We start from the raw sequence: 20,853 nt of genomic DNA, 5'->3' as shown, positions 1-20,853 counted from the left end.
CCCGGACCACCCGATCCGACCGCCCTGGCCGAGGAGCGACCTGATGACGATCCACACCCAGCGACCCGATGCCGCGCAGGCGTCCCCGCCGCCCGAGACCCGCCCCGCCGACCCGTCGCGGCCGACGCGGGCCCCACGCAGCGACGGATTCTGGCCGTGGCTCTTCGTCCTGCCGCTGCTCATCGGCGTCGGCACCTTCTTCATCTGGCCGATCATCCAGACGTTCTACTACTCGTTCACGAGCTGGGGCGTGTTCGGCGGAGCGAGCTTCACCGGACTCGCGAACTACACGCGACTGCTGGCGGACCCGCAGCTCTACCAGTCGCTGGGCAACACGATCGTCTACACCGTGATCGTCCTGCTCGGCATCCCGATCGCGGTCTGGCTCGCGAGCCTGCTGAACACCCCCGGCCTGCGCTTCGCACAGTTCTACCGCGTGCTGTTCTTCCTGCCCTACGTCGCGATGCCGGCGGCGATCGCCCTGGTCTGGCGCATCATGTTCAACGGCGACTTCGGCATCGTGAACTCGTTCCTCGGCCTGTTCGGCATCGACGGCCCGTACTGGATCTCGACCCCGGGCTTCGCGCTCGTCGCCGTCTCGCTGGTCGGGCTGTGGTCATCGCTCGGGTTCTCGATGATCATCCTGGGAGCCGGGCTCAAGGACATCCCGCCCGAGCTGTACGAAGCGGCCGAGCTCGACGGCGCCAGCCGGTGGCGGCAGTTCCGCTCGGTCACGGTGCCGCTCCTCAGCCCGAGCATCTTCTTCGTGCTCATCGTCACGACCATCTCGAGCTTCCAGCTGTTCGACCTGCTCTACGCGATCCTCGGCCCGCTGAACCCGGTGGTCCCGGAGACGATGTCCCTCGTCTTCTACTTCTACAACTCCGGGTTCGTCGACGGCGACAAGGGCTTCGCGGCGGCGATCGCGATGGTCATCTTCCTGCTCATCGGCATCATCACGGTCGTCCAGTTCCGTGTCCAGAAGAAGTGGGTGCAGTCATGACCGGCATCATCGAAGCGCACGGCAGCAAGCTCTCGGCGGCCGCCTCGGCCGCCAGCCGGAGCCGGGTCCGCGGCCAGGCACGTCCCGGTCGCCGCGGCGGCAGCCACTGGTGGATCCACGTGGTGCTCGGGGTGGGTGGGTTCGTGATGGCGTTCCCGTTCCTCTGGCAGATCATCATGTCGCTGTCGACCAACGCGCAGGTGACCTCCCCGACGCCGGTGTTCTGGCCGGGTCAGCTGCAGTGGGACAACTTCGCGCAGGTGTTCGAGCGGCTGCCGTTCCTCAGCCAGCTCGGGACGTCGATCTGGGTGACGCTCATCCGGACCGTGGCGCAGATCGTCCTGTGCACGCTCGCCGGCTACGCCTTCGCGCGCATGCGGTTCCGGGGCCGTGGGCTGATCCTCGGGATCGTGCTGTCGATCCTGCTGGTGCCGTCGCAGGTCTACCTCATCTCGCAGTACCAGATCGTGCAGGGACTCGGCTGGCTCGACACCCTCGCCGGCATCGTCGCGCCGGGGCTGTTCAGCGCGTTCGGCACGTTCCTGATGCGGACCGCGTTCCTCAACATGCCCGCCGAGCTCGAGGAGGCTGCCCGGATGGACGGTGCGAACCCGTTCCAGACGTTCTGGCGCATCATGCTCCCCCTGGCGCGACCGTCCATGAGCGTGCTCGCGATCACCACCGTGCTCTGGTCGTGGAACGAACTGCTCTGGCCCCTCGTGGTGTCGACCCGTGCCGAGGCCATGCCCCTGGCCGCCGGGCTCGCGACGCTGTCGAGTGACCGGACCGTGAACTACCCGGTGCTGATGGCAGCGAGCCTGATGGCGATGGCGCCCGTGCTCATCATGTTCATCGTGCTGCAGCGCCGGGTGATCGACGGGCTCGCCTCCTCCGGTCTCAAGTGAGTCCGGCCGACGACGGACGGGAGGCCCGCCCCGACCCCGTCGCGCTCCTCACCGCCGCCGTCGGCTCGCCGGGGGAACCAGCGGGGCTGGCTCCGGCGCTCGAGGACGCCGTGGCCCACCTCGGCCCGACGCGCCGGGAGGCCGCCCTCCTCGGAGCCCTCCGTGCGGTGCTGCCGGTCACCGAGCAGTGGCTCGTCACCCACGGTTGCAGCCCGGAGGACGCCGCGGCGAGCGTCGCCGACGTCGACCGCAAGGTCGGCCGCTACGGGCTCGACGGCACGGGTCTCGACTGGCTCGTCCAGGTGGCGACCGGCCGCGTGGTGGCCGTGGGGCGCCTCCAGTTCGAGCGGACCGCCCGGCTGCCGGACGGGACGCTGGCGTGGGGGGTGCACGTGCCGGAGACGGGACCGCTCGACCCGGCCGCATGCGACCGGTCGTTCGCGGCCGCGCCCACCGTGCTCCGGCGGCTCGACCCGGCGTCCACGGTCGACACGTTCGTGTGCTCGTCGTGGCTGCTCGATCCCGAGGTCGCTGCCGTCCTCGGCCCGTCGTCGAACACCGCGCGCTTCGCAGCGCGGTTCGCGCTGCTGCCGGGACCGGCCGATCCGCACGGGGCGGGTGACGTCTCCGTGGCGAAGTTCGTCTTCGGCACCGACCTGGCGTCCGCGCGTCGGGCGGTGCCCTCGGGTCGGCTCCAGCGTGCGGTCCAGGAGCGGTGGGCCGCTGGCGGGTACTGGTCCGAGCGCGCCGGGACCGCTCCGGTCGGCGTACCGTCGCCCGCATGAGCGCACCCGACCGAGACCACCTGGACGACGGCGTCGACATGACCTTCGAGGAGCGTCGGCACGACACGTTCCGCCGGATGTCCGGGTCCGACGAGCACGACGAGGCACCCCGCGTGGAGGTCGAGGAGACCGAGTCCGGCGACGTCCGCATCGACGTCGCCGACAGCGCTGCGGTCCGCCCGGGCGACTGAGCGCACCGCCCGGTGCGGGGCGGACGGTGGCGCACGGCAGAATCGACCCGTGCACCTCGTCCTCGCCGCCGTCGGCGGCCGCGTCACCGCGACGCCGCTGACGGACGCGGGGCAGCCGGACGGCGAGCCGACACGGGTGGCCGAGTCGGACCTCCCGGCCTTCGTCGCCGTGACCGACGCACCGGGCGTCCGTTGGGTCTGGTCCGACACCGCGCGCTGGTACCCCGCGGTGCTCGCCGCCGGCGGGCGGGTCGCCCGCTGTGTCGACCTGCGCCTGGGACACCGGGTCCTCCGGACCGCCCTGGCGAGCCGCGGGTCCGCCCTCGCGCAGGCGCCGGAGAGCGGCTGGGACGCACCGGCCGTCGTGGAGGCCCGGCCAGCGCCGGCCACGCAGGCGTCGCTCTTCGACGACGACCTGTTCGCGCTCGCCCCGGCCGACGACGACCTCGACCCGGTCGCGGAGTTGCGGGCGCAGCTCGACGCCGTGGCCGGTTCGACCGAGCCGGGCGCGCTCCGACTGCTGCTGGCGGCCGAGTCCGCCGGTGCACTCGTCGCGGCCGAGGTCAAGCACGCCGGCCTGCCCTGGCGGACGGACGTGCACGAGCGCCTGCTCGCCGACGCCCTCGGACCACGGGTCCCGTACGGCGTCCGTCCCCGGAAGCTCGAGGACCTGGCCGAGGTCCTGCGCGAGCGGCTCGACGACCCCGGCCTCAACCCGGACTCACCCGCGGACGTCCTGCGGTCCCTGCGGCGGGCCGGGCTCGTCGTGGAGAGCACCCGGAAGTGGGAGCTGCAGCACCTGGAGCACCCGGCGATCGAACCGCTGCTCGAGTACAAGCGGCTGTACCGGCTGCTCACCGCGAACGGCTGGACCTGGCTCGACGAGTGGGTGCGGGACGGCCGGTTCCACCCCGAGTACGTCGTCGGCGGGGTCGTCACCGGACGGTGGGCCGCGAACGGCGGCGGCGCCCTGCAGCTGCCGAAGCAGGTCCGGGCCGCCGTGGTCGCCGACCCCGGGTGGAAGCTCGTCGTCGCGGACGCAGCGCAGCTCGAACCGCGGGTCCTCGCGGCGATGTCCGGCGACACCGCCATGGCGGCCGCCGGCGACGGGCAGGACCTGTACGACGGGGTCGTGGCGTCCGGTGCCGTGCAGACCCGGCAGCAGGCCAAGATGGCGATGCTCGGGGCGATGTACGGCGCCACCCAGGGCGAGGGCGGCCGGTTCGTCCCGCGGCTCGCCCGGGCCTTCCCGCGCGCGCTCGACCTGGTCGAGCAGGCGGCCCGGGCCGGGGAACGCGGCGAGCCCGTGACGACGCGGCTCGGCAGGACCTCCCCGGTCCCCGACCCGTCCTGGTTCGAGGCGAGGAACCGCGCCTACTCGGTGGAGGGGTCGCCGGGCATGCAGCGGGCCGTCGAGTCGCGAGCCCGGAGCTGGGGCAGGTTCACCCGGAACTTCGTGGTGCAGGGGACGGCGGCGGAGTGGGCGCTCTCCTGGATGGGCGGCCTCCGCACCCGGCTCGCCACCAGGACGTCCGGGCCCGTCACCGCCGGCGCACACATCGTGTTCTTCGTGCACGACGAGCTCGTCGTGCACGCTCCCGCCGCGGACGCCGAGTGGGTGGCCGAGCAGGTCCGCGCCGCCGCAGTCGACGCCGGGCGGATCATGTTCGGCGGGTTCCCGGTCACCTTCCCGCTGTCGGTGGCGGTCGTCGACGCCTACTCCGAGGCGAAGTAGCCGCACCGTCGGCCGGGCCTGCACAGCCACGGGAGTCCAGGCTGGTCGGATGGAACAGCACGACACCCCCTCCGGTCGGACCCCCGTGATCGGCGGCGCCGACCGCGAGCGCGCCGACCGGACCGTCGGCGACGTCGACCTCACCCGCTGGCGGACCCGCGCCGGCCGGTCGGTCGCGGACGGGTGGGCCGCCCTCGGTCGACGGTACGGCGCCCTCCCGTTGCTCGTGTTGACGCTGCTCGTCGGGATCGGCATCGCGACGACCGCGACCTGGGCCGCGTCCGAGGTCTACGACGCCGTGCGCGAGGCCGACGACGTCGCCGTGCTCGACCGCCCCGTGCTCGACTGGATGCTGACGCTCCGCTCGCCCGTGCTCGACCAGGGCGTCACGTGGTGGACCGACATCGCCGGGACCATCGGGATGCCGATCGTCGCCGTGCTCTTCCTGATCGGGTTCACGGTCCAGCGCCGCGCGTGGACGCCGCTCGTCCTGCTCGTCGCCGCCAGCGCCGGGTCGCTCGCGATGACCATCGCCGGCAAGGACCTGATCGGTCGCAGCCGTCCGCCCCTGTCCGACGCCGTCCCGCCGTACGAGCACTCGCCGTCGTTCCCGTCCGGGCACACCCTCAACTCCACCGTCATCGTCGGCACCATCGTGTACCTGCTGCTCCTCCGCCAGAGCCGCGTCGTGACCCGGGTCTGGACGATCGTCGCGGGCACGCTGTTCGTCCTGTCGGTCGGCGTCTCGCGGGTGTTCCTCGGGCACCACTGGACGACGGACGTCCTGGCGGCGTGGGCGCTCGGCCTCGCCTGGCTCGCGGTGGTGATCACCGCGCACCGGCTCTACCTGACGGCGCTGCACCGGGGAGCGGAGCCCACCCCGTCCTGACCCGGCTGCGCGTGCTCGCCAGCTGAGCCCGGTAGGTTCCCCTGCATGGAAGAACGGCTGATCGGTGGCAGGTACCGGGTGACCGGGACCCTCGGACACGGCGGGATGGCGTCGGTGTACCGCGCCGTCGACGAGCAGCTCGGACGCGAGGTCGCGGTCAAGCTCTTCCGGATCGGACCGGTCGACCACGGCGAGCGGGCTCGCGCGGAGGCCGAGATCCACGTGCTCGCCGGGCTCCGCAGCCCGAACCTCGTGACGCTGTTCGACGCGGCTCTCGACACCGCCGACGGCGACTCGTTCCTCGTCATGGAGCTCGTCCCGGGCAGTGACCTCGCCACGCGGTTGCGCGAGGGACCGCTCGACACCGTCACGACCGCCCGCGTCGGGGCGCAGGTCGCGGAGGGCCTCGCCGCCGTGCACGCGCAGGGCATCGTGCACCGGGACGTCAAGCCCGCGAACGTCCTGCTCGAGCAGGACGGCGAGCACGTCAAGCTCGCCGACTTCGGCATCGCGCTCCTCCGCGACGCCGCCCGGGTCACGGGCACCGGCACCGTGATCGGCACGGCCGCCTACCTGGCCCCGGAGCAGGTCCTCGGTCAGCCGGTGACCGGCGAGGCCGACGTGTACGCGCTCGGGCTCATGCTCCTCGAGGCCCTGACCGGCAAGCAGGCCTTCCCCGGCAGCGCCGTCGAGGCAGCCACCGCCCGACTCGCGCGGGCTCCCGAGATCGACCAACACCTGCCGACGGCGTGGCGGACGCTCCTGCACGTCATGACCGCGCAGCACCCGGAGGACCGTCCGTCCGCCGCGGAAGCGGCGGCGCGGCTCCGGGCACTCGGCCGCGACGACGTCGCGCCCGCCACCCAGCTCCTGCCGGGAGGCCCGGGGGCGCTCACGAAGGCGGCTGCCGCTGGCGGGGCGGTCGGGGCGGCCGCCGCGGCCGGAGCGGGAGCCGCGTCGGCGGACGCCGCGACCCGTGCGATGTCGGTGAGCGGAGCCTCCGATGCGGACACGGCGACCCGCCGCCTGCCGACGCAGTCCGCACGCAGCGCTGACGACGACGTCGCGACCACGGTGCTCGGGACGCCGGCCGGTGCCGGTGCCGGTGCCGCCGGCGGTGCGGGTGGACGGACGGGTACCGCTGCCGTCCCGGCCGGCCCGTCGGGGAGTGCGCCCGAGGAGCGCGAGCGGAAGCGCTGGGTGCTGCCGGTGATCGTCCTCGCCGTGCTCCTGGTCGCCGGGGTGCTGGTCGCAGCGCTCGCCCTCGGCCGGGACGACGGGACGCCGGCTCCCACCCAGTCCAGCGAGCCCGCCGAACAGCAGCCCACCGAGGACCAGTCGAGCGAGCCGGCCGAGGAGCAGCCGAGCGAGCCCGCGGAGCAGCAGCCGAGCGAGCCCGCCGAGCAGCAGCCGAGCGAGCCGGCCGAGCAGCAGCCGAGCGAGCCCGCGGAGGAACAGCCGAGCGAGCCGGCCGAGGAACTGCCCTCGTCGGTCCCGGTCCCGGAGCCCAGCGTCGAGACGAGTCTGCCGGTCGAGGAGCCCCTGGACACGGGCGTCGACACGACCTCGCAGGAGGTCCCCGCGAACCCGGGCAAGGGCACCGGGAACGGTGGACCGGGTGGTGGCCCCGGCGGCGGGCCCGGCAAGTCCGGCGACGCTCCCGGCCGGGGCTGACGCCCGACGGACAGTCCGGACGCGCTGTCCACCTGCGAGGAGCACACTCGACCCATGTCGATGAGTGCACCGTTCGATCCCATGCAGCAGGGCAGCGACGTCCCCGTGGACGGTTCCGACCAGGACGAACTCGAGGTCGAGGAAGCCCGCGGGGCCTCCGGCGGGCCCGAGTCCTCCGGGTCCGAGCCGTCGGGAGCCGACGTGTCCGGAGCCGAGGCGACCGGGAACCCCGGTGACTCCCCGGTCCGGCACGACGACGAGGACGAGGCCGGCGGCGGGCCCGTCTTCCGCACGCCCCACCCCGGCGACCGCCTGCACCCTGAGGACCTCGGCTCCTAGCCAGCCGACGTTGCGGCGACTCCCGGGGACGCCGGGCATGCTCGTCGGATGTCGATGAGCAGCGCGTTCGACCCGTCGAAGGGTCGCGCCATCCCCGAGGACCAGGTCAGCGGCGACGGGCTCGAGCTCGACGAGGACCCGGCTGCGTTCGGGTTCCGGATCGAGGTCGTGTCCGGGGGGACGACCGACCCGACCGCGGCGCCGACGCTGCGGGACCACGACGAGGACCCCGACCCGACGCGCTGAGGCGACAGGTCGGGGCCCGGTGGGACGTGGCCCGGAGGTCGGGCGTCAGGGGACGGTGTGCCCCGCCGCAGTCAGGACGCGGTACCACTCCTCGCGGCTGAGCTCGACGTCCGAGCCGGCGGCGGAGTCGCGGACGCGCTGCGGGTTCGTCGTCCCGAGCACCACCTGGAAGTGCGCGGGGTGCCGGGTGATCCACGCCACCGCGATCCCGGTCGGGGTGACGCCGTGCGCCGAGGCGATCTCCTCGAGCACGTCGTTGAGCTCGGCGTGGTGCTCGCGGTCGCCCAGGAAGACGCCGTCGAAGAAGCCCTTCTGGAACGGCGACCAGGCCTGCAGCGTGACGTCGTTCAGGCGGGCGTGGTTGAGGATGTCGTTGTCCCGGTCGATCGACTGGTCGAGGCTGGCCATGTTCGCGACGAGGCCCTGCGTGATGACGTTCGCGTGCGTGATGCTCAGCTGCACCTGGTTGAACGCGAGCGGCTGCCGCACGGACTTCTTCAGCAACTCGGTCTGACCCGGGGTGTGGTTCGAGACGCCGAAGTGGTGCACCTTGCCGGCGGCGTGCAGCTCGTCGAACGCCTTCGCGACCTCGTCCGGCTCGACCAGCGCGTCCGGGCGGTGCAGGAGCAGCACGTCGATGAAGTCGGTGCGCAGGGCGGTCAGCGACTCCTCGACCGAGGACATGATGTGCTCGTACGAGAAGTCGAAGTACGCGCCGTTCGCGGTCGGCCGGATGCCGACCTTGGTCTGCAGCTGGATCTCGCTGCGCTCGGCCGCGGACAGCGTGACCGCGCCACCGAAGCGCTCCTCGCAGCCGTGCCAGCCGCCGTACACGGCCGCGTGGTCGAACATCGTCACGCCCGCGTCGCGCGACGCGGCGTACAGCGACCGGATGTCCTCGTCGCTCATGTCGTTGATCCGCATCAGTCCGACGACGACGTCGGAAGCGGTGAGGTCCGTCTGTGGCAACTCCAGTGTCTTCACCGGACCGATCCTGCCAGCCGCCACCCGTGCGTGCGAGGCCCTGGCCGTACCCGCTTCGGCTACGCGAGCAGGACGGCGACCACCGCGGAGCGGTCGACACCCCAGCCGGCGGTGAGCGTCGCTCCGGCCGGGATCGGTCCTCCGAGCACCCGGAGGACCGCGACGGCGCCGTGCCCGGTCGTGATCGTGGTGGTCGTCCCCTCGGTGTGCACCGTGACCTCGGTCACCGTGGGGGACTCCGCGTCGGCACCGCTGCCCGACGCCCGTCCCTCCTTCTCGACGGTGCCGTCTCCGGAGGCCCGCTGCAGGTCCGCCTCGTGGCCGCCGGTCGCGATCGCACGGCGCAGCACGTCCGCGTACACGGGGTCGCCCACGGCGTCGTACACCCAGCGGTGCCCGAGGACGGAGTGCTCCATCTCGGTGACCAGGAAGGGGCCGGCGCCGGCGAGCGGAGCACCGCGGTAGGTCAGCGGCACGTGCAGCAGGGGCCCGTCCCCGGCGCGGACGAGGTAGGTCTCCACCCCGACCTCACCGTCGGGGTCGTCGAACCGGAACCGGCCGACCTGCTCGACCGCGGTACGGGTGCCGACCCCGCTCCAGGGCTGTCCGGGCAGCCAGGCGCTGATCGCGTCGAGTTTGCCGGGGGTGAGGGTCGCTTCGTGGATGACGGCCATGCCGGCAACCTACCGCCCTCCCCGTACCCTGGACCGGTGCGCGACGACCTCCTCCCCGTGCTCGCGTGTCCCGTGTGCACCGAGCCGCTCGCGCGCACCGGGAGCGGACAGGCCGGGTGCACGAACGGACACCGGTACGACGAGGCGAAGCAGGGACACCTGACGCTCCTGCCCGCCAAGCGCCGGGCGCTGACCGCGGACACCCCGGAGATGGTGGACGCGCGTCTGCGGTTCCTCGGGCGCGGGCACTACGCGCCCGTGGAACGTGCGCTCGCCGCCGTCACCGTCAGCGCGACCGCTCCCGGCATCGTCCTCGACGTCGGCTCCGGCCCGGGCACCTACCTCGCGCACGTGCTCGACGCCGCGCGACCGGCGGAGGAGGACGGACCGGCAGGACCGGACGTGAGGCTCGGGGTCGCCCTGGACCTGTCGGCCGTCGCGATCCGACGTGCGGCGCGCGTCCACACGCGCGCCGGGGCCGTCGTCGGGGACGTGACCGAGCGCCTCCCGGTCATCGACGACGCCGCGGCCGTCGTGCTGGACGTCTTCGCACCGCGGAACCAGCGGGAGTACGCCCGGGTGCTGCACCCCGCCGGGGTGTTGGCCGTCGTGACGCCCCGGGTCGGGCACCTCGCGGAACTCGCCGAGGCGACGATCAGCGTCGACCCCGAGAAGGAGCGGCGCCTGCACGGGTCCCTCACGCCGGCGTTCGCGCTCCGGTCGAGCGAGGACCTGACGTGGACGATGGACCTGTCCGCCGAGGACGTGCACGACGTGGTGCACATGGGGCCGAGTCACCACCACGTCGCGGCGGACACGGTCTTCGCGCCGACGACCGTGACCGCCACCGTGACCGTGAGCACCTGGGTGCCGGTCGGCTGACCGGGCCGGGCGCGCGCGTGGCACGCCCGGTCCAGGCGGGTCAGGACTGCTGCTGCGGCATGTCGAACGCCCACACGACCCCGAACTCGTCGCGGAGCTGCCCGGCCAGGGGCGACCACGCCGACGGGCCCAGCGGCTGCCGGACCTCGGCGCCCACGGCGAGCCCGTCCCACGCGGCGCGGAGCTCGGCCTCGTCCGTGGCGATCAGGTACACGTAGGAGGCGTTCTGGCCCTGGTCGTAGGGCTGTCCCGGCCAGACGTCGAACGCCATGACCCGGGCGCCCCCGGGGAGCTCGACCTGACCGAAGACGACCCGGTCGGCCCACGCCGGGTCCTCCGATGCGCCCGCCTGCCCGTACGTGGCGACCGAGGCCTCGGTCCCGAAGGCGGCCGCGTAGAACGCCAGGGCATCCTGGGCCCGGCCGTCGAAGTTGAGGTGCGGGGTGGTGGTGAACGTCATGTCGACTCCTCGTGCTGGTGGCGACCGCTCCGGCCGCGCTGCTGACGAGCCTCCCCGGTGATGCGGTCAGATCGTGTCCGCATCCTCCGGCAGACTCGCACCATGTCCGGACCGTCGTCTCGCATGCTCACCCTGCTGTCGCTGCTGCAGGTCCGGCGCGACTGGGCCGGTGACGTGCTGGCCGAGCGGCTCGACGTCAGCCCGAGGACCGTGCGCCGCGACGTCGACCGCCTGCGGGAGCTCGGCTACCGGATCACGTCGCTCCGTGGCCCGACCGGTGGCTACCGGTTGGCCGCGGGCTCGGAGTTGCCACCGCTCCTGTTCGATGACGACCAGGCGGTCGCCGTCGCCCTGGCGCTCGCCGTCGCACCGGCGTCCGGCGCGGACATCGCCGACGCCGCAGCGCGGGCCATCGCGACCGTGCGCCAGGTGATGCCGTCGCGGCTCCGCCACCGGATCGACGCGGTCGAGGTCGCGACCGCGCCGGAGAGCACCGTCGTGGACCCCGCGGTCCTGGTCGCCGTGAGCGACGCCGTCCGCTCCGCCCACGTCCTCCGCTTCGGGTACACGTCCGCCTGGCCCGGCGTCGGTACGGACGGCGGGCCGACCCGCCGCGTCGAGCCGCACGCCGTCGTCGCGCGGTCGGGTCGCTGGTACCTCCTCGCCTGGTCGCCCGATGCGGACGACTGGCGCACGTACCGCATCGACCGGATGCAGCCCCGGGCGCCGAGCGGTCTGGCGTTCACACCCCGGCCGGTGCCGGGCGGTGACCCGGCGGCGTTCGTCGCGGCCCGGTTCCGCGGGGCCGAGGGGACCGCTGATCCCCTCGGACGTGGCTGGCCGTGCACCGGCACCGCCGTCCTCCACGTCCCGGCGAACGGAGTCGCACCGTACGTCGACGACGACGCCGTGCTCGAGGACCTCGACGACGGCACCTGTCGGCTGACGACGGGGTCGTGGTCGCGGCCGGCGCTCGCGGCCCGGTTCGCCGGGTTCACCGTGCCGTTCACGGTGGTCGGTCCGGAGCATCTCCGAACGGCGACGACGGCGCTCGCCGATCAGCTGCGCGCCTCTGTTAGTGGCGCGCATGCGTCGCGCACGCGTCCGTCAGGGAACCGTTAGGACGGGCCGCGAGGCACAGCACCGGGCACAGCATCGGTACCGCACCACCACCGGTGCGGTCCACGGCACCTGCCGCGGGCACCTCGATCTCCAGGAGTCCCACGTGTTCGACGTCTTCGTCGTCGCCGGTGTCCTCGCCGTCTTCGGCGTCGTGACACTGATCGCCAAGGGGGTGGAGCGGCTGTGATCGGCATCACCATCGCCGCTGCCGTCCTCGGCATCGCCGCTGTCGTGTACCTCGTCTGGGCGCTCGTGCGCCCCGAGCGGTTCTGATGGGCACCGCGCAGACCTGGGCGGGCATCGCCCAGGTCGCGGTCCTCGTCCTGCTGCTCGTCCTCGTGCACCGTCCCGTCGGCGACTGGATGGCCCGCGTCTTCACGAGCCCCCGGCACGGCCGTGTCGAGCGACTCGTGTACCGCGTGATCGGCGTCGACCCCGACGCCGAGCAGTCCTGGCCCGCCTACCTCCGCGGCGTGCTGCTGTTCAGCGTCGTCGGGCTCCTGCTCGTGTACCTGCTCCAGCGCATCCAGATCGTGCTGCCGGGCGACCTCGGCCTGCCCGCCGTGGGCCCCGCACTCGCGTTCAACACGGCAGCCTCGTTCGTCGCGAACACGAACTGGCAGTCGTACTCGCCCGAGGTCACCGTCGGGTACACCGTGCAGATGGCCGGCCTCGCGGTGCAGAACTTCCTGTCCGCCGCCGTCGGCCTGTCCGTCGCCGTCGCCCTCGTCCGCGGATTCGCCCGCCGCCGTCAGGGCACGATCGGCAACATCTGGGTCGACGTCGTCCGTGGCACCGGTCGTCTGCTCCTGCCGCTGGCGTTCGTCTCCGCCCTCGTGCTCGTCGCCGGTGGTGTCATCCAGTCGTGGGGCGCCGGCACGGACGTCGCGACGCTCGCCGGCGGGACGCAGCACGTCCCGGACGGGTTCGTCGCCTCGCAGGAGGCGATCAAGATGCTCGGCACGAACGGTGGCGGCTACTTCAACGCGAACTCGGCGCACCCGTTCGAGAACCCGCAGGCGTGGACGAACCTGTTCGAGGTGTTCCTCATGCTCGTCATCCCGTTCTCCCTGCCGCGCGCCTTCGGGAGGATGGTCGGCGACACCCGTCAGGGGACCGCGATCGTCACCGTGATGAGCAGCATCTTCCTGGTGTCGCTCTCGGCGATGTCGATCGCGGAGCTCGCCGGTGGCGGTGCCGCGACGCACGCCGCGGGTGCCGCGATGGAGGGCAAGGAGGTCCGCTTCGGCATCCTCGGCTCGACGCTCTTCGGGACGGCGACGACCTCGACGTCCACGGGCGCCGTGAACGCCATGCACGACAGCTTCACCCCGCTCGGCGGCATGATGGCGCTCGTCAACATGATGCTCGGCGAGGTCACCCCCGGCGGCGTCGGCTCGGGCCTGTACGGCATGCTCGTGCTCGCCGTGATCACGGTGTTCATCGGCGGGCTGCTCGTCGGCCGCACGCCGGAGTACCTCGGCAAGAAGATCCGCGCCAAGGAGATGACCTTCGCGGCGCTGTACATCCTGGTCACCCCGACCGTGGTGCTGCTCGGCACGGCGCTGTCGCTCGTCATCCCGGGCGTCCGGGAGCAGGTGCTCGGCACGAGCCTCTTCAACCCGGGCAACCACGGCCTGTCCGAACTGCTCTACGCGTTCACCAGCGCCGGCAACAACAACGGCTCGGCCTTCGGCGGTCTCACCGCGAACACGACGTGGATGAACTCCGCGCTCGGTGTCGCGATGCTGCTCGGCCGCTTCGTGCCGATGGTGTTCGTCCTGGCGCTCGCCGGGTCGCTCGCCGCGCAGGACAAGGTCCCCGCGACCGTCGGCACCCTGCCGACGCACCGGCCGCTGTTCATCGCGCTCCTCGGTGGCGTCGCCGTCATCGTCACCGCACTCACCTACTTCCCGGTGCTCGCACTGGGGCCGCTCGCAGAAGGACTGTCCTGATGACCACCCTGACTCCCGAGACGGAGCAGCACACGACCCCCGAACCGGGCCGACGCCCGTCGGCGTTCGGGCCCCGCCAACTGGCGGCGGGCCTCCCGGGCGCCTTCCGCAAGCTGGACCCCCGGCTCATGTGGAAGAACCCGGTCATGTTCCTCGTCGAGGTGGGCGCGGCCCTGACGACGGTCACCGCCGTCGTCGAGCCGTTCAGCCGGACGGGAGGCGCGGCCGACTCCGGCGCGCCCGTCCCGTCCTCCTTCACCCTCGTCATCGCCGTCTGGCTGTGGCTGACCGTCCTGTTCGCCAACCTGGCGGAGTCCGTCGCCGAGGGCCGGGGCAAGGCCCAGGCCGACACCCTGCGGAAGACCCGCTCGACGACCACCGCCCGGCGCATCGTCGGGTACTCCCCGGCCGACCCGGCCGCACTGTCGGCGTCCACCGAGGACGTCGCGTCGGTCGACCTGGCGAAGGGCGACCTCGTCGTCGTGGTCGCCGGCGAGGTGATCCCCGGCGACGGGGACGTCGTCGACGGCATCGCCTCGGTCGACGAGTCCGCCGTGACGGGCGAGTCCGCACCGGTCATCCGCGAGTCCGGCGGCGACCGCAGTGCCGTCACGGGCGGCACCCGCGTGCTGTCCGACCGGATCGTGGTGCGCATCACGTCCACCCCGGGCGAGACCTTCATCGACCGGATGATCCGGCTCGTCGAGGGTGCCGCGCGGCAGAAGACGCCGAACGAGATCGCGCTCAACATCCTGCTCGCGTCGCTGTCGATCGTGTTCGTCATCGTCTGCCTCACGCTGCAGCCGATCGCCGGGCTCGTCGGCTCGACGGTCAGCATCACGGTGCTCATCGCCCTGCTCGTCTGCCTCATCCCGACCACCATCGGGGCGCTGCTCTCGGCGATCGGCATCGCCGGCATGGACCGGCTCGTGCAGCACAACGTCCTCGCGATGTCGGGCCGCGCGGTCGAGGCAGCCGGTGACATCACCACGCTGCTCCTCGACAAGACCGGCACGATCACGTACGGCAACCGTCGGGCCTCCCGGTTCGTGCCGGTGCCCGGGGTGACCGAGGCCGACCTCACGGCCGCGGCCGCGCTGTCCAGCGCTGCCGACGGGACGCCCGAGGGCCGCTCCATCGTGGACCTGGCGCTGACCGCCGGGGCCGTGCAGGGCCTCCCGGCCGGTGCCGTCGAGGTGCCGTTCACCGCACAGACGCGCATGTCGGGCGTCGACCTGCCGGACGGCACCGAGGTCCGCAAGGGCGCCGCGGCAGCGGTGCTCGCGTGGGCGGACACGAGCGACCCCGCCGTCACGGCGTCCGTCGACGCCACCGTCGCCGAGGTCTCCGACCAGGGTGGGACCCCGCTCGTCGTCGCCCGGAAGGACCCGTCGGGCCGGGTCGCGCTGCTCGGTGTCGTGCACCTCAAGGACGTCGTCAAGGACGGCCTCGCCGAGCGCTTCACCGAACTCCGCAGCATGGGCATCCGCACCGTGATGATCACGGGCGACAACCCGCGCACCGCGAAGGCGATCGCCGCCGAGGCCGGCGTCGACGACTACCTCGCCGAGGCCACGCCGGAGGACAAGCTCGCGCTCATCAAGCGGGAGCAGGAGGGCGGCAACCTCGTCGCGATGACCGGTGACGGCACGAACGACGCCCCGGCGCTGGCCCAGGCGGACGTCGGCGTCGCGATGAACACCGGGACGACCGCGGCGAAGGAGGCCGGCAACATGGTCGACCTCGACTCGGACCCGACCAAGCTCATCGACGTCGTCCGGATCGGCAAGCAGCTCCTCATCACCCGCGGTGCCCTGACCACGTTCTCCATCGCCAACGACATCGCGAAGTACTTCGCCATCATCCCGGCGATGTTCCAGGCGACGTTCCCGGGCCTCGGTGTCCTCAACGTCATGGGGCTGCACAGCCCCGCGTCGGCGATCCTGTCGGCGATCGTCTTCAACGCGCTCGTCATCGTCGCGCTCATCCCGCTGTCCCTGCGTGGCGTGAAGTACCGCGCAGCGTCGGCGTCGTCGATCCTCGGCCGCAACCTGCTCGTCTACGGGCTCGGCGGCGTGGTCGTCCCCTTCATCGGCATCAAGCTGATCGACCTCGTGGTCGGTCTCATCCCGGGGTTCTCGTCATGACTTCCACTCGTTCGTTCTCCCGCTCCGCCGGCGTGGCCGTCCGCCTCACCGTGCTCGCCACCGTCGTCCTCGGCGTCGCCTACCCGCTCGCGGTGTGGGGCGTCGGCCAGGCCGCCTTCTCCGACCAGGCGAACGGCTCGATGGTCACCGACTCGTCCGGCACGGTCGTCGGTTCCTCCCTCATCGGCCAGTCCTTCGCCGGCAAGGAAGCGGACCGCTGGTTCCAGTCCCGTCCTTCCGCCGCGGGGGAGGAGGGGTACGACGCCGGTGCGTCGTCCGGGTCCAACCTGGGCCCGTCCAACCCCGACCTGACGAAGGCCGTCGAGGAGCGCCGAGCCGCGATCGCGGAGGCCGACGGCGTGCCCGCATCGCAGGTGCCCGCGGACGCCGTGACCGCGTCGGGCTCCGGCCTCGACCCGGACATCAGCCCGGCGTACGCGGAGCAGCAGGTGTCCCGTGTCGCCGCCGCCCGCGGGCTGTCCGAGGCCCGGGTGCGTGCCCTGGTCGCCGAGCACACCGACGGCCGCCAGCTCGGCGTGCTCGGCGCCCCCGCGGTGAACGTCCTCGAGCTGAACCTGGCCCTGGCGCGGGCGCGCTGACCCCGGTGTGGACCGGACTCGTGCAACCGGGACCCGTCCGAACCGCGTGTGACTGCGGTTCGAGCTGGACGAAGACGTGCAGATCCGGTCCGCGCCGGGCACCGAGCAGGAGAGGATGAGCACGTGAAGCGAGGCAAGCTGCGGGTGCTGCTCGGTGCGGCCCCCGGCGTCGGCAAGACCTACACGATGCTCGAAGAGGGGCGTCGGATGGCCGACCACGGGCGGGACGTGGTCGTCGCCGTCGTCGAGACCCACGGCCGCGCCGCCACCGCCGCGCTCGTCGACGGGCTCGAGGTCGTCCCGCGCCGGACGGTCGAGCACCGCGGGGTCGCGCTCGACGACATGGACCTCGACGCCGTGCTCGCCCGTCGCCCCGAGGTCGCCCTCGTCGACGAGCTCGCCCACACGAACGCCCCGGGCAGCCCGCACGAGAAGCGCTGGCAGGACGTCGAGGCGCTCCGGGCCGCGGGCATCGACGTCATCTCGACGGTGAACGTGCAGCACATGCAGTCACTCGGCGACGTCGTCCGCGAGATCACCGGCACCGTGCAGCGCGAGACCGTCCCGGACGCCGTCGTCCGCGCGGCCGACCAGATCGAGGTCGTCGACCTCTCCCCGCAGGCCCTGCGCGACCGGCTGTCCGACGGGCTCGTGTACCCGGCCGCCCGCGTCGACGCCGCACTGTCGAACTACTTCCGGCTGGGCAACCTCACCGCCCTCCGCGAGATCGCGCTGCTCTGGCTCGCCGACGAGGTCGACGACGCCCTGAAGCGGTACCGCGCCGAACACGGCATCGCGAACCGGTGGGAGACGCGGGAGCGCGTCCTCGTCGCCCTGACGGGAGGCCCGGAGGGCGAGACCCTGCTCCGTCGCGGCGCCCGCATCGCGGCCCGGTCCGCCGGCGGCGAGCTCGCGGCCGTGCACGTCACGACGAACGACGGCCTCCGCGAGCGCCACCCTGGTGCGCTCGGCACGCAGCGCGCCCTGCTCGAACAGCTCGGCGGCACCTACCACCAGGTCGTCGGCGACGACGTGCCGACGACCCTCGTCCGCTTCGCCCGCTCGATCGACGCGACGCAGATCGTGATGGGCATCAGCCGTCGCAGCCGACTCGCCGCCGCACTCACCGGCCCGGGCATCGGCAGCACGGTCATCCGCGAGTCCGGCGACATCGACGTGCACGTCGTGACGCACGAGCGCGCCGGCGGCGGGTTCGCGCTGCCGAAGCTCGGCGGGAGCCTGTCCCGCAGCCGGGTGCTCGCCGCCTTCGTGCTCGCGCTGGTCGCCGGGCCGCTGTTGACCTGGCTGCTCAGCCTGACCGACGACCCCGACTCCATCACGGTCGACGTCCTGGCCTACCAGCTGCTCGTGCTCGTGGTGGCGCTCATCGGCGGCATGCTCCCCGCGGTGTTCGCCGCCGTGCTCTCCGGGTTGAGTCTCGACTTCTTCTTCGTGCAACCCCTGCACCAGGTCACCGTGCAACAGCCCTGGCACCTGGTCGCCCTCGTCATGTACGTCGTCAGCGCCGTGCTCGTCAGCTTCGTGGTCGACCGCTCCGCCCGCCGGTCCCGCACCGCCCGCCGCGCGGCCGCCGAGTCCGGGCTCCTCGTCGGGATCGCCGGCAGCGTCCTCCGCGGCGACGACGCCCTCCAGGCCCTCGTCGACCGGACCCGCGAGGCGTTCGGCTTCGCCGGGGTCCGGGTCCGCCAGGGCGACGAGGTGCCGGCGACGTCGGGGACGTTCGGGGACGCACCGGACGCGACCACGAGCCTCCCGTCCGGCGCCGTCCTGGAGTTCGCCGGTGCGCCTGACGACCCCACCCAGCGCCGGCTGCTGCGGGTCGTCGAGCAGCAGCTCGACGCCGCCCTCGAGCACCGCGCGCTGACCCGCACCGCCGTCGACGCCGAGCGGATCACCGCGGTCGACCGGGTGCGGAGCGCGATCCTGGCGGCCGTCAGCCACGACGTGCGGCGGCCGATCGCCGCCGCGTCCGCGGCCGTGCAGTCCCTCCGGGCGCGGGACGTGCGGTTGCGCGAAGCCGACCGGGAGGCCCTGCTCGCCACCGCCGACGAGAGCCTCCGTCAACTGGCGGTGCTGTTGGGCGACCTGCTCGACGTCAGCCGTGTGCAGGCCGGGGTACTGGCCGCGTCCCCGGTCCCGACCTCGCTCGACACGGTCGTCGCCCCCGCGCTCGACGAACTCGAGCTCGGGCCGGAGGACGTCGACCTCGACCTGCCCGCCGAGCTCCCGCCGGTGCTCGCCGACCCCGTGCTGCTGCAGCGCGTCGTCGTGAACCTGCTCGCCAACGCCGTCCGCTACTCACCCGACGGCGAGCGCGTCCGGATCGCGGCGAGCGCCTTCGCCGGCGGGGTCGAACTCCGGGTCGCCGACCGCGGTCCGGGCATCCCCGAGGACCGGCGCGAGGACGTGTTCCAGCCGTTCCAGCGCCTCGGCGACACCGACAACGAGACCGGGCTCGGGCTCGGGCTGGCGCTCGCGCGCGGGTTCACCGAGGGCATGGGCGGCACGATCGAGGTCGACGACACCCCGGGCGGCGGGCTCACCGTCGTGGTGCGGTTGCCGATCGCCGGACACCTGGGAGTGGTGGGACGATGAAGGTGTTGATCGCGGACGACGACGCGCAGCTCGTGCGGGCGCTCGCCGTGACGCTCGGGGCCCGCGGGTACGAGGTTGTCACGGCCCGGGACGGTCGGGCGGCCATCGACGCCGTCATCACCGAGCGGCCGGACATCGTCATGCTCGACCTCGGCATGCCGCGGCTCGACGGCATCGGGGTGCTCGAGGGCATCCGCGGGTGGTCGCAGGTACCCGTGCTCGTGCTGTCCGGGCGGACGGACTCGGGCGACAAGGTCGACGCGCTCGACGCCGGTGCCGACGACTACGTGACGAAGCCGTTCGAGATGGACGAGCTCCTCGCCAGGCTCCGGGCGCTCGGGCGACGCCGGGCTCCCGCGGGCGGCGAGGCAGCGCCGACGATCCGGGTCGGCGACCTCGTGGTGGACCTCGTCGCGAAGCAGGTCACCGCGCCCGACGGTCCGGCGATCCGGCTCACCCCGACCGAGTGGCGGCTGCTCGAGGTCCTCGTGACGAATCCCGACCGACTGCTGACGCGGGAGATGCTCCTCACCGAGGTGTGGGGTCCGACGCACGGCACCGACTCCGGGTACCTGCGGCTGTACATGGCGCAGCTGCGGCGGAAGCTCGAGCCGGAGCCGTCGCACCCGCGGTACCTCGTGACGGAGTCGGGGATGGGCTACCGGTTCGCGCCGGCGGGCTGACCCCCGGTCTCGTCCTCCAACTCGCCCGCCCAGGCGAGCGCGCGCTGCCGGAGGGCGGCGACCTCCGGCGGAGCGACGCCGTACTCGGCGAACCGGTCGTCCGCGACGCGGGTCACGAGGCGGAGCTGCTGTGCGAAGACGACGGGGTCGTACCCGTCGTCCCGCTCAGCGACGAGACGCAGGAGATCGGCGTCCGTCCACCGGCCGGAGGCCCGGATCGCGTCGACGTCGATGAAGTCGCGCACCTCGAGGCGGCCGTAGAGCGCGTCGAGCTTGGAGGCGACGGCGTCGTCCGCGGCCAGCACCGGCCCGATCGGGAGATCCGCCGGGGCATGGCCGCGCCAGTCGTACCCGAGGTCCATCTCCACACGGTCACCCTGCGCGGACGTCACCAGGAGCTGCGCGAACAGCTCGTCGTGCCGTCGGACGTCCACCCGGTACCCGTGTCCGGAGAGGACGCCGACCGCGTCCTCGACTGCGGTACGGAACAACTCGCGGTCGTACCGGTCGGTGAACAGGTCGATGTCGCGGGTCGGCCGGTCGACGAGGCCGTGCTCGCGGATCGCGCCGGAGCCAGCGAGCACGAAGCCCTGTCCGCCGACCGTCCTCAGGACGAGCGCGGTGACCTCCCGCTGCGCAGCGCGCAGGTCGGTCACGCCGTCAACTTCGGGAAGTGCGCCTCCCACGCTGCCCGGACGCGATCGGGCAGCAAGAGATCCGGCCATGTCCGGACGAGCAGGTCCCGGTCGAGCAGCGCCGCCTGGGCTCTGGCGTCGCCCTCGCGGAGGACCGCTTGGTACGCCTTGGCGACGTCCGAGGTGGATGCCAGGTCGACCAGCGGTTCCGGGCCCCAGTAGACCGCGAGCGGGAGCACGAGCGGACCGGTTGCCGGACCGCGGAGGTCGTCGAGGGAGGCGACGACGTCGACCGGCTTGACGTCCTGGAACAGCACACGCGGGTTCAT

The 20,853-nt window shown here is 73.0% G+C and carries 23 protein-coding genes; 18 read left to right on the top strand and 5 right to left on the bottom strand.

Annotated elements, in window-relative coordinates:
* Positions 1-43 precede the first annotated feature (43 nt).
* From DEI84_RS01015 to DEI84_RS00975, 9 genes are read left to right on the top strand one after another with little or no spacing between them, the layout of a single operon-like run.
* Positions 44-1,003, top strand: coding sequence for a carbohydrate ABC transporter permease (locus tag DEI84_RS01015; protein ID WP_110824334.1), 960 nt, complete (start codon positions 44-46; stop codon positions 1,001-1,003).
* Positions 1,000-1,908, top strand: a complete 909-nt coding sequence (locus DEI84_RS01010) for a carbohydrate ABC transporter permease (RefSeq protein WP_181419465.1) — start codon at positions 1,000-1,002, stop codon at positions 1,906-1,908. The genes DEI84_RS01015 and DEI84_RS01010 overlap by 4 nt, the downstream gene beginning before the upstream one ends.
* Positions 1,905-2,693, top strand: a complete 789-nt coding sequence (locus tag DEI84_RS01005; protein ID WP_110889339.1) for a hypothetical protein — start codon at positions 1,905-1,907, stop codon at positions 2,691-2,693. Before DEI84_RS01010 ends, DEI84_RS01005 begins: the two co-directional genes overlap by 4 nt.
* Positions 2,690-2,884, top strand: coding sequence for a multidrug transporter (locus DEI84_RS01000; protein WP_110824332.1), 195 nt, complete (start codon positions 2,690-2,692; stop codon positions 2,882-2,884). The genes DEI84_RS01005 and DEI84_RS01000 overlap by 4 nt, the downstream gene beginning before the upstream one ends.
* A 49-nt stretch (positions 2,885-2,933) precedes the next feature.
* Complete coding sequence (locus DEI84_RS00995) at positions 2,934-4,619, top strand: bifunctional 3'-5' exonuclease/DNA polymerase (protein ID WP_110889338.1); 1,686 nt, start codon at positions 2,934-2,936, stop codon at positions 4,617-4,619.
* Between the two features lie 49 nt (positions 4,620-4,668).
* On the top strand, positions 4,669-5,508 hold the full coding sequence (locus DEI84_RS00990; RefSeq protein ID WP_110824330.1) for a phosphatase PAP2 family protein: 840 nt from the start codon (positions 4,669-4,671) through the stop codon (positions 5,506-5,508).
* A gap of 45 nt (positions 5,509-5,553) precedes the next feature.
* Complete coding sequence (locus tag DEI84_RS00985) at positions 5,554-7,182, top strand: serine/threonine-protein kinase (RefSeq protein ID WP_110889337.1); 1,629 nt, start codon at positions 5,554-5,556, stop codon at positions 7,180-7,182.
* 54 nt (positions 7,183-7,236) lie between these two features.
* A complete protein-coding gene (locus DEI84_RS00980; protein WP_110889336.1) occupies positions 7,237-7,521 on the top strand; it encodes a hypothetical protein in 285 nt (94 codons plus the stop codon).
* 48 nt (positions 7,522-7,569) lie between these two features.
* Positions 7,570-7,767, top strand: coding sequence for a hypothetical protein (locus DEI84_RS00975; RefSeq protein WP_110824327.1), 198 nt, complete (start codon positions 7,570-7,572; stop codon positions 7,765-7,767).
* 45 nt (positions 7,768-7,812) lie between these two features.
* Here the strand turns inward: DEI84_RS00975 and DEI84_RS00970 are convergent, their stop codons facing one another.
* Positions 7,813-8,751: an aldo/keto reductase family oxidoreductase gene (locus tag DEI84_RS00970; protein WP_110889335.1), complete on the bottom strand. Its 939-nt coding sequence runs from the start codon at positions 8,749-8,751 to the stop codon at positions 7,813-7,815.
* Between the two features lie 59 nt (positions 8,752-8,810).
* A complete protein-coding gene (locus tag DEI84_RS00965; RefSeq protein ID WP_110824325.1) occupies positions 8,811-9,425 on the bottom strand; it encodes a hypothetical protein in 615 nt (204 codons plus the stop codon).
* Positions 9,426-9,461: 36 nt separating this feature from the next.
* On the opposite strand from DEI84_RS00965, the gene DEI84_RS00960 reads away from it, so the two are divergent.
* Positions 9,462-10,307, top strand: a complete 846-nt coding sequence (locus DEI84_RS00960; protein ID WP_110889334.1) for a putative RNA methyltransferase — start codon at positions 9,462-9,464, stop codon at positions 10,305-10,307.
* Between the two features lie 40 nt (positions 10,308-10,347).
* On the opposite strand, the gene DEI84_RS00955 is transcribed toward DEI84_RS00960, so the two are convergent.
* The gene (locus tag DEI84_RS00955) at positions 10,348-10,767 is read right to left on the bottom strand and encodes a VOC family protein (protein WP_110889333.1); all 420 of its coding nucleotides are present in this window, start codon (positions 10,765-10,767) and stop codon (positions 10,348-10,350) included.
* Between the two features lie 102 nt (positions 10,768-10,869).
* On the opposite strand from DEI84_RS00955, the gene DEI84_RS00950 reads away from it, so the two are divergent.
* The 8 genes from DEI84_RS00950 (at position 10,870) to DEI84_RS00920 (ending at position 19,889) form a co-directional block, all read left to right on the top strand.
* Positions 10,870-11,889: a YafY family protein gene (locus DEI84_RS00950; protein ID WP_110889332.1), complete on the top strand. Its 1,020-nt coding sequence runs from the start codon at positions 10,870-10,872 to the stop codon at positions 11,887-11,889.
* Positions 11,855-12,076 carry a hypothetical protein gene (locus DEI84_RS15420; RefSeq protein WP_146236260.1) on the top strand — a complete coding sequence of 74 codons (222 nt, stop codon included), beginning with the start codon at positions 11,855-11,857 and terminating at the stop codon, positions 12,074-12,076. Before DEI84_RS00950 ends, DEI84_RS15420 begins: the two co-directional genes overlap by 35 nt.
* On the top strand, positions 12,073-12,162 hold the full coding sequence (locus DEI84_RS00945; RefSeq protein WP_017887940.1) for a potassium-transporting ATPase subunit F: 90 nt from the start codon (positions 12,073-12,075) through the stop codon (positions 12,160-12,162). The genes DEI84_RS15420 and DEI84_RS00945 overlap by 4 nt, the downstream gene beginning before the upstream one ends.
* Positions 12,162-13,844, top strand: coding sequence for a potassium-transporting ATPase subunit KdpA (gene kdpA, locus DEI84_RS00940; RefSeq protein ID WP_110889331.1), 1,683 nt, complete (start codon positions 12,162-12,164; stop codon positions 13,842-13,844). The genes DEI84_RS00945 and kdpA overlap by 1 nt, the downstream gene beginning before the upstream one ends.
* Positions 13,844-15,991 (top strand): potassium-transporting ATPase subunit KdpB, encoded by a 2,148-nt coding sequence (gene kdpB, locus DEI84_RS00935; RefSeq protein ID WP_110889330.1) that lies wholly within the window; start codon positions 13,844-13,846, stop codon positions 15,989-15,991. Before kdpA ends, kdpB begins: the two co-directional genes overlap by 1 nt.
* Positions 15,988-16,590 (top strand): potassium-transporting ATPase subunit KdpC, encoded by a 603-nt coding sequence (gene kdpC / locus DEI84_RS00930; protein WP_110889329.1) that lies wholly within the window; start codon positions 15,988-15,990, stop codon positions 16,588-16,590. Before kdpB ends, kdpC begins: the two co-directional genes overlap by 4 nt.
* 123 nt (positions 16,591-16,713) lie before the next feature.
* Positions 16,714-19,206, top strand: coding sequence for an ATP-binding protein (locus DEI84_RS00925; protein ID WP_110889328.1), 2,493 nt, complete (start codon positions 16,714-16,716; stop codon positions 19,204-19,206).
* Positions 19,203-19,889, top strand: coding sequence for a response regulator (locus tag DEI84_RS00920; protein WP_110889327.1), 687 nt, complete (start codon positions 19,203-19,205; stop codon positions 19,887-19,889). Before DEI84_RS00925 ends, DEI84_RS00920 begins: the two co-directional genes overlap by 4 nt.
* On the opposite strand, the gene DEI84_RS00915 is transcribed toward DEI84_RS00920, so the two are convergent.
* The gene (locus tag DEI84_RS00915) at positions 19,865-20,545 is read right to left on the bottom strand and encodes a nucleotidyl transferase AbiEii/AbiGii toxin family protein (RefSeq protein WP_258371639.1); all 681 of its coding nucleotides are present in this window, start codon (positions 20,543-20,545) and stop codon (positions 19,865-19,867) included. The two genes, DEI84_RS00920 and DEI84_RS00915, sit on opposite strands and share 25 nt — an antisense overlap.
* On the bottom strand, positions 20,542-20,853 hold the full coding sequence (locus tag DEI84_RS15415; protein ID WP_146236259.1) for a transcriptional regulator: 312 nt from the start codon (positions 20,851-20,853) through the stop codon (positions 20,542-20,544). Before DEI84_RS15415 ends, DEI84_RS00915 begins: the two co-directional genes overlap by 4 nt.

The organism is Curtobacterium sp. MCBD17_023, assembly GCF_003224415.1.
GTDB lineage: Bacteria > Actinomycetota > Actinomycetes > Actinomycetales > Microbacteriaceae > Curtobacterium.
This window is presented reverse-complemented; position numbering and strand designations above follow the sequence as displayed.

Coding starts and splice junctions, on each gene's coding strand:
- DEI84_RS01015 (WP_110824334.1), top strand. CDS start 44: ATGACGATCCACACCCAGCGACCCGATGCCGCGCAGGCGTCCCCGCCG.
- DEI84_RS01010 (WP_181419465.1), top strand. CDS start 1,000: ATGACCGGCATCATCGAAGCGCACGGCAGCAAGCTCTCGGCGGCCGCC.
- DEI84_RS01000 (WP_110824332.1), top strand. CDS start 2,690: ATGAGCGCACCCGACCGAGACCACCTGGACGACGGCGTCGACATGACC.
- DEI84_RS00990 (WP_110824330.1), top strand. CDS start 4,669: ATGGAACAGCACGACACCCCCTCCGGTCGGACCCCCGTGATCGGCGGC.
- DEI84_RS00985 (WP_110889337.1), top strand. CDS start 5,554: ATGGAAGAACGGCTGATCGGTGGCAGGTACCGGGTGACCGGGACCCTC.
- DEI84_RS00980 (WP_110889336.1), top strand. CDS start 7,237: ATGTCGATGAGTGCACCGTTCGATCCCATGCAGCAGGGCAGCGACGTC.
- DEI84_RS00975 (WP_110824327.1), top strand. CDS start 7,570: ATGTCGATGAGCAGCGCGTTCGACCCGTCGAAGGGTCGCGCCATCCCC.
- DEI84_RS00965 (WP_110824325.1), bottom strand. CDS start 9,425: ATGGCCGTCATCCACGAAGCGACCCTCACCCCCGGCAAACTCGACGCG.
- DEI84_RS00955 (WP_110889333.1), bottom strand. CDS start 10,767: ATGACGTTCACCACCACCCCGCACCTCAACTTCGACGGCCGGGCCCAG.
- DEI84_RS00950 (WP_110889332.1), top strand. CDS start 10,870: ATGTCCGGACCGTCGTCTCGCATGCTCACCCTGCTGTCGCTGCTGCAG.
- DEI84_RS15420 (WP_146236260.1), top strand. CDS start 11,855: ATGCGTCGCGCACGCGTCCGTCAGGGAACCGTTAGGACGGGCCGCGAG.
- kdpA (WP_110889331.1), top strand. CDS start 12,162: ATGGGCACCGCGCAGACCTGGGCGGGCATCGCCCAGGTCGCGGTCCTC.
- kdpB (WP_110889330.1), top strand. CDS start 13,844: ATGACCACCCTGACTCCCGAGACGGAGCAGCACACGACCCCCGAACCG.
- kdpC (WP_110889329.1), top strand. CDS start 15,988: ATGACTTCCACTCGTTCGTTCTCCCGCTCCGCCGGCGTGGCCGTCCGC.
- DEI84_RS00920 (WP_110889327.1), top strand. CDS start 19,203: ATGAAGGTGTTGATCGCGGACGACGACGCGCAGCTCGTGCGGGCGCTC.
- DEI84_RS15415 (WP_146236259.1), bottom strand. CDS start 20,853: ATGAACCCGCGTGTGCTGTTCCAGGACGTCAAGCCGGTCGACGTCGTC.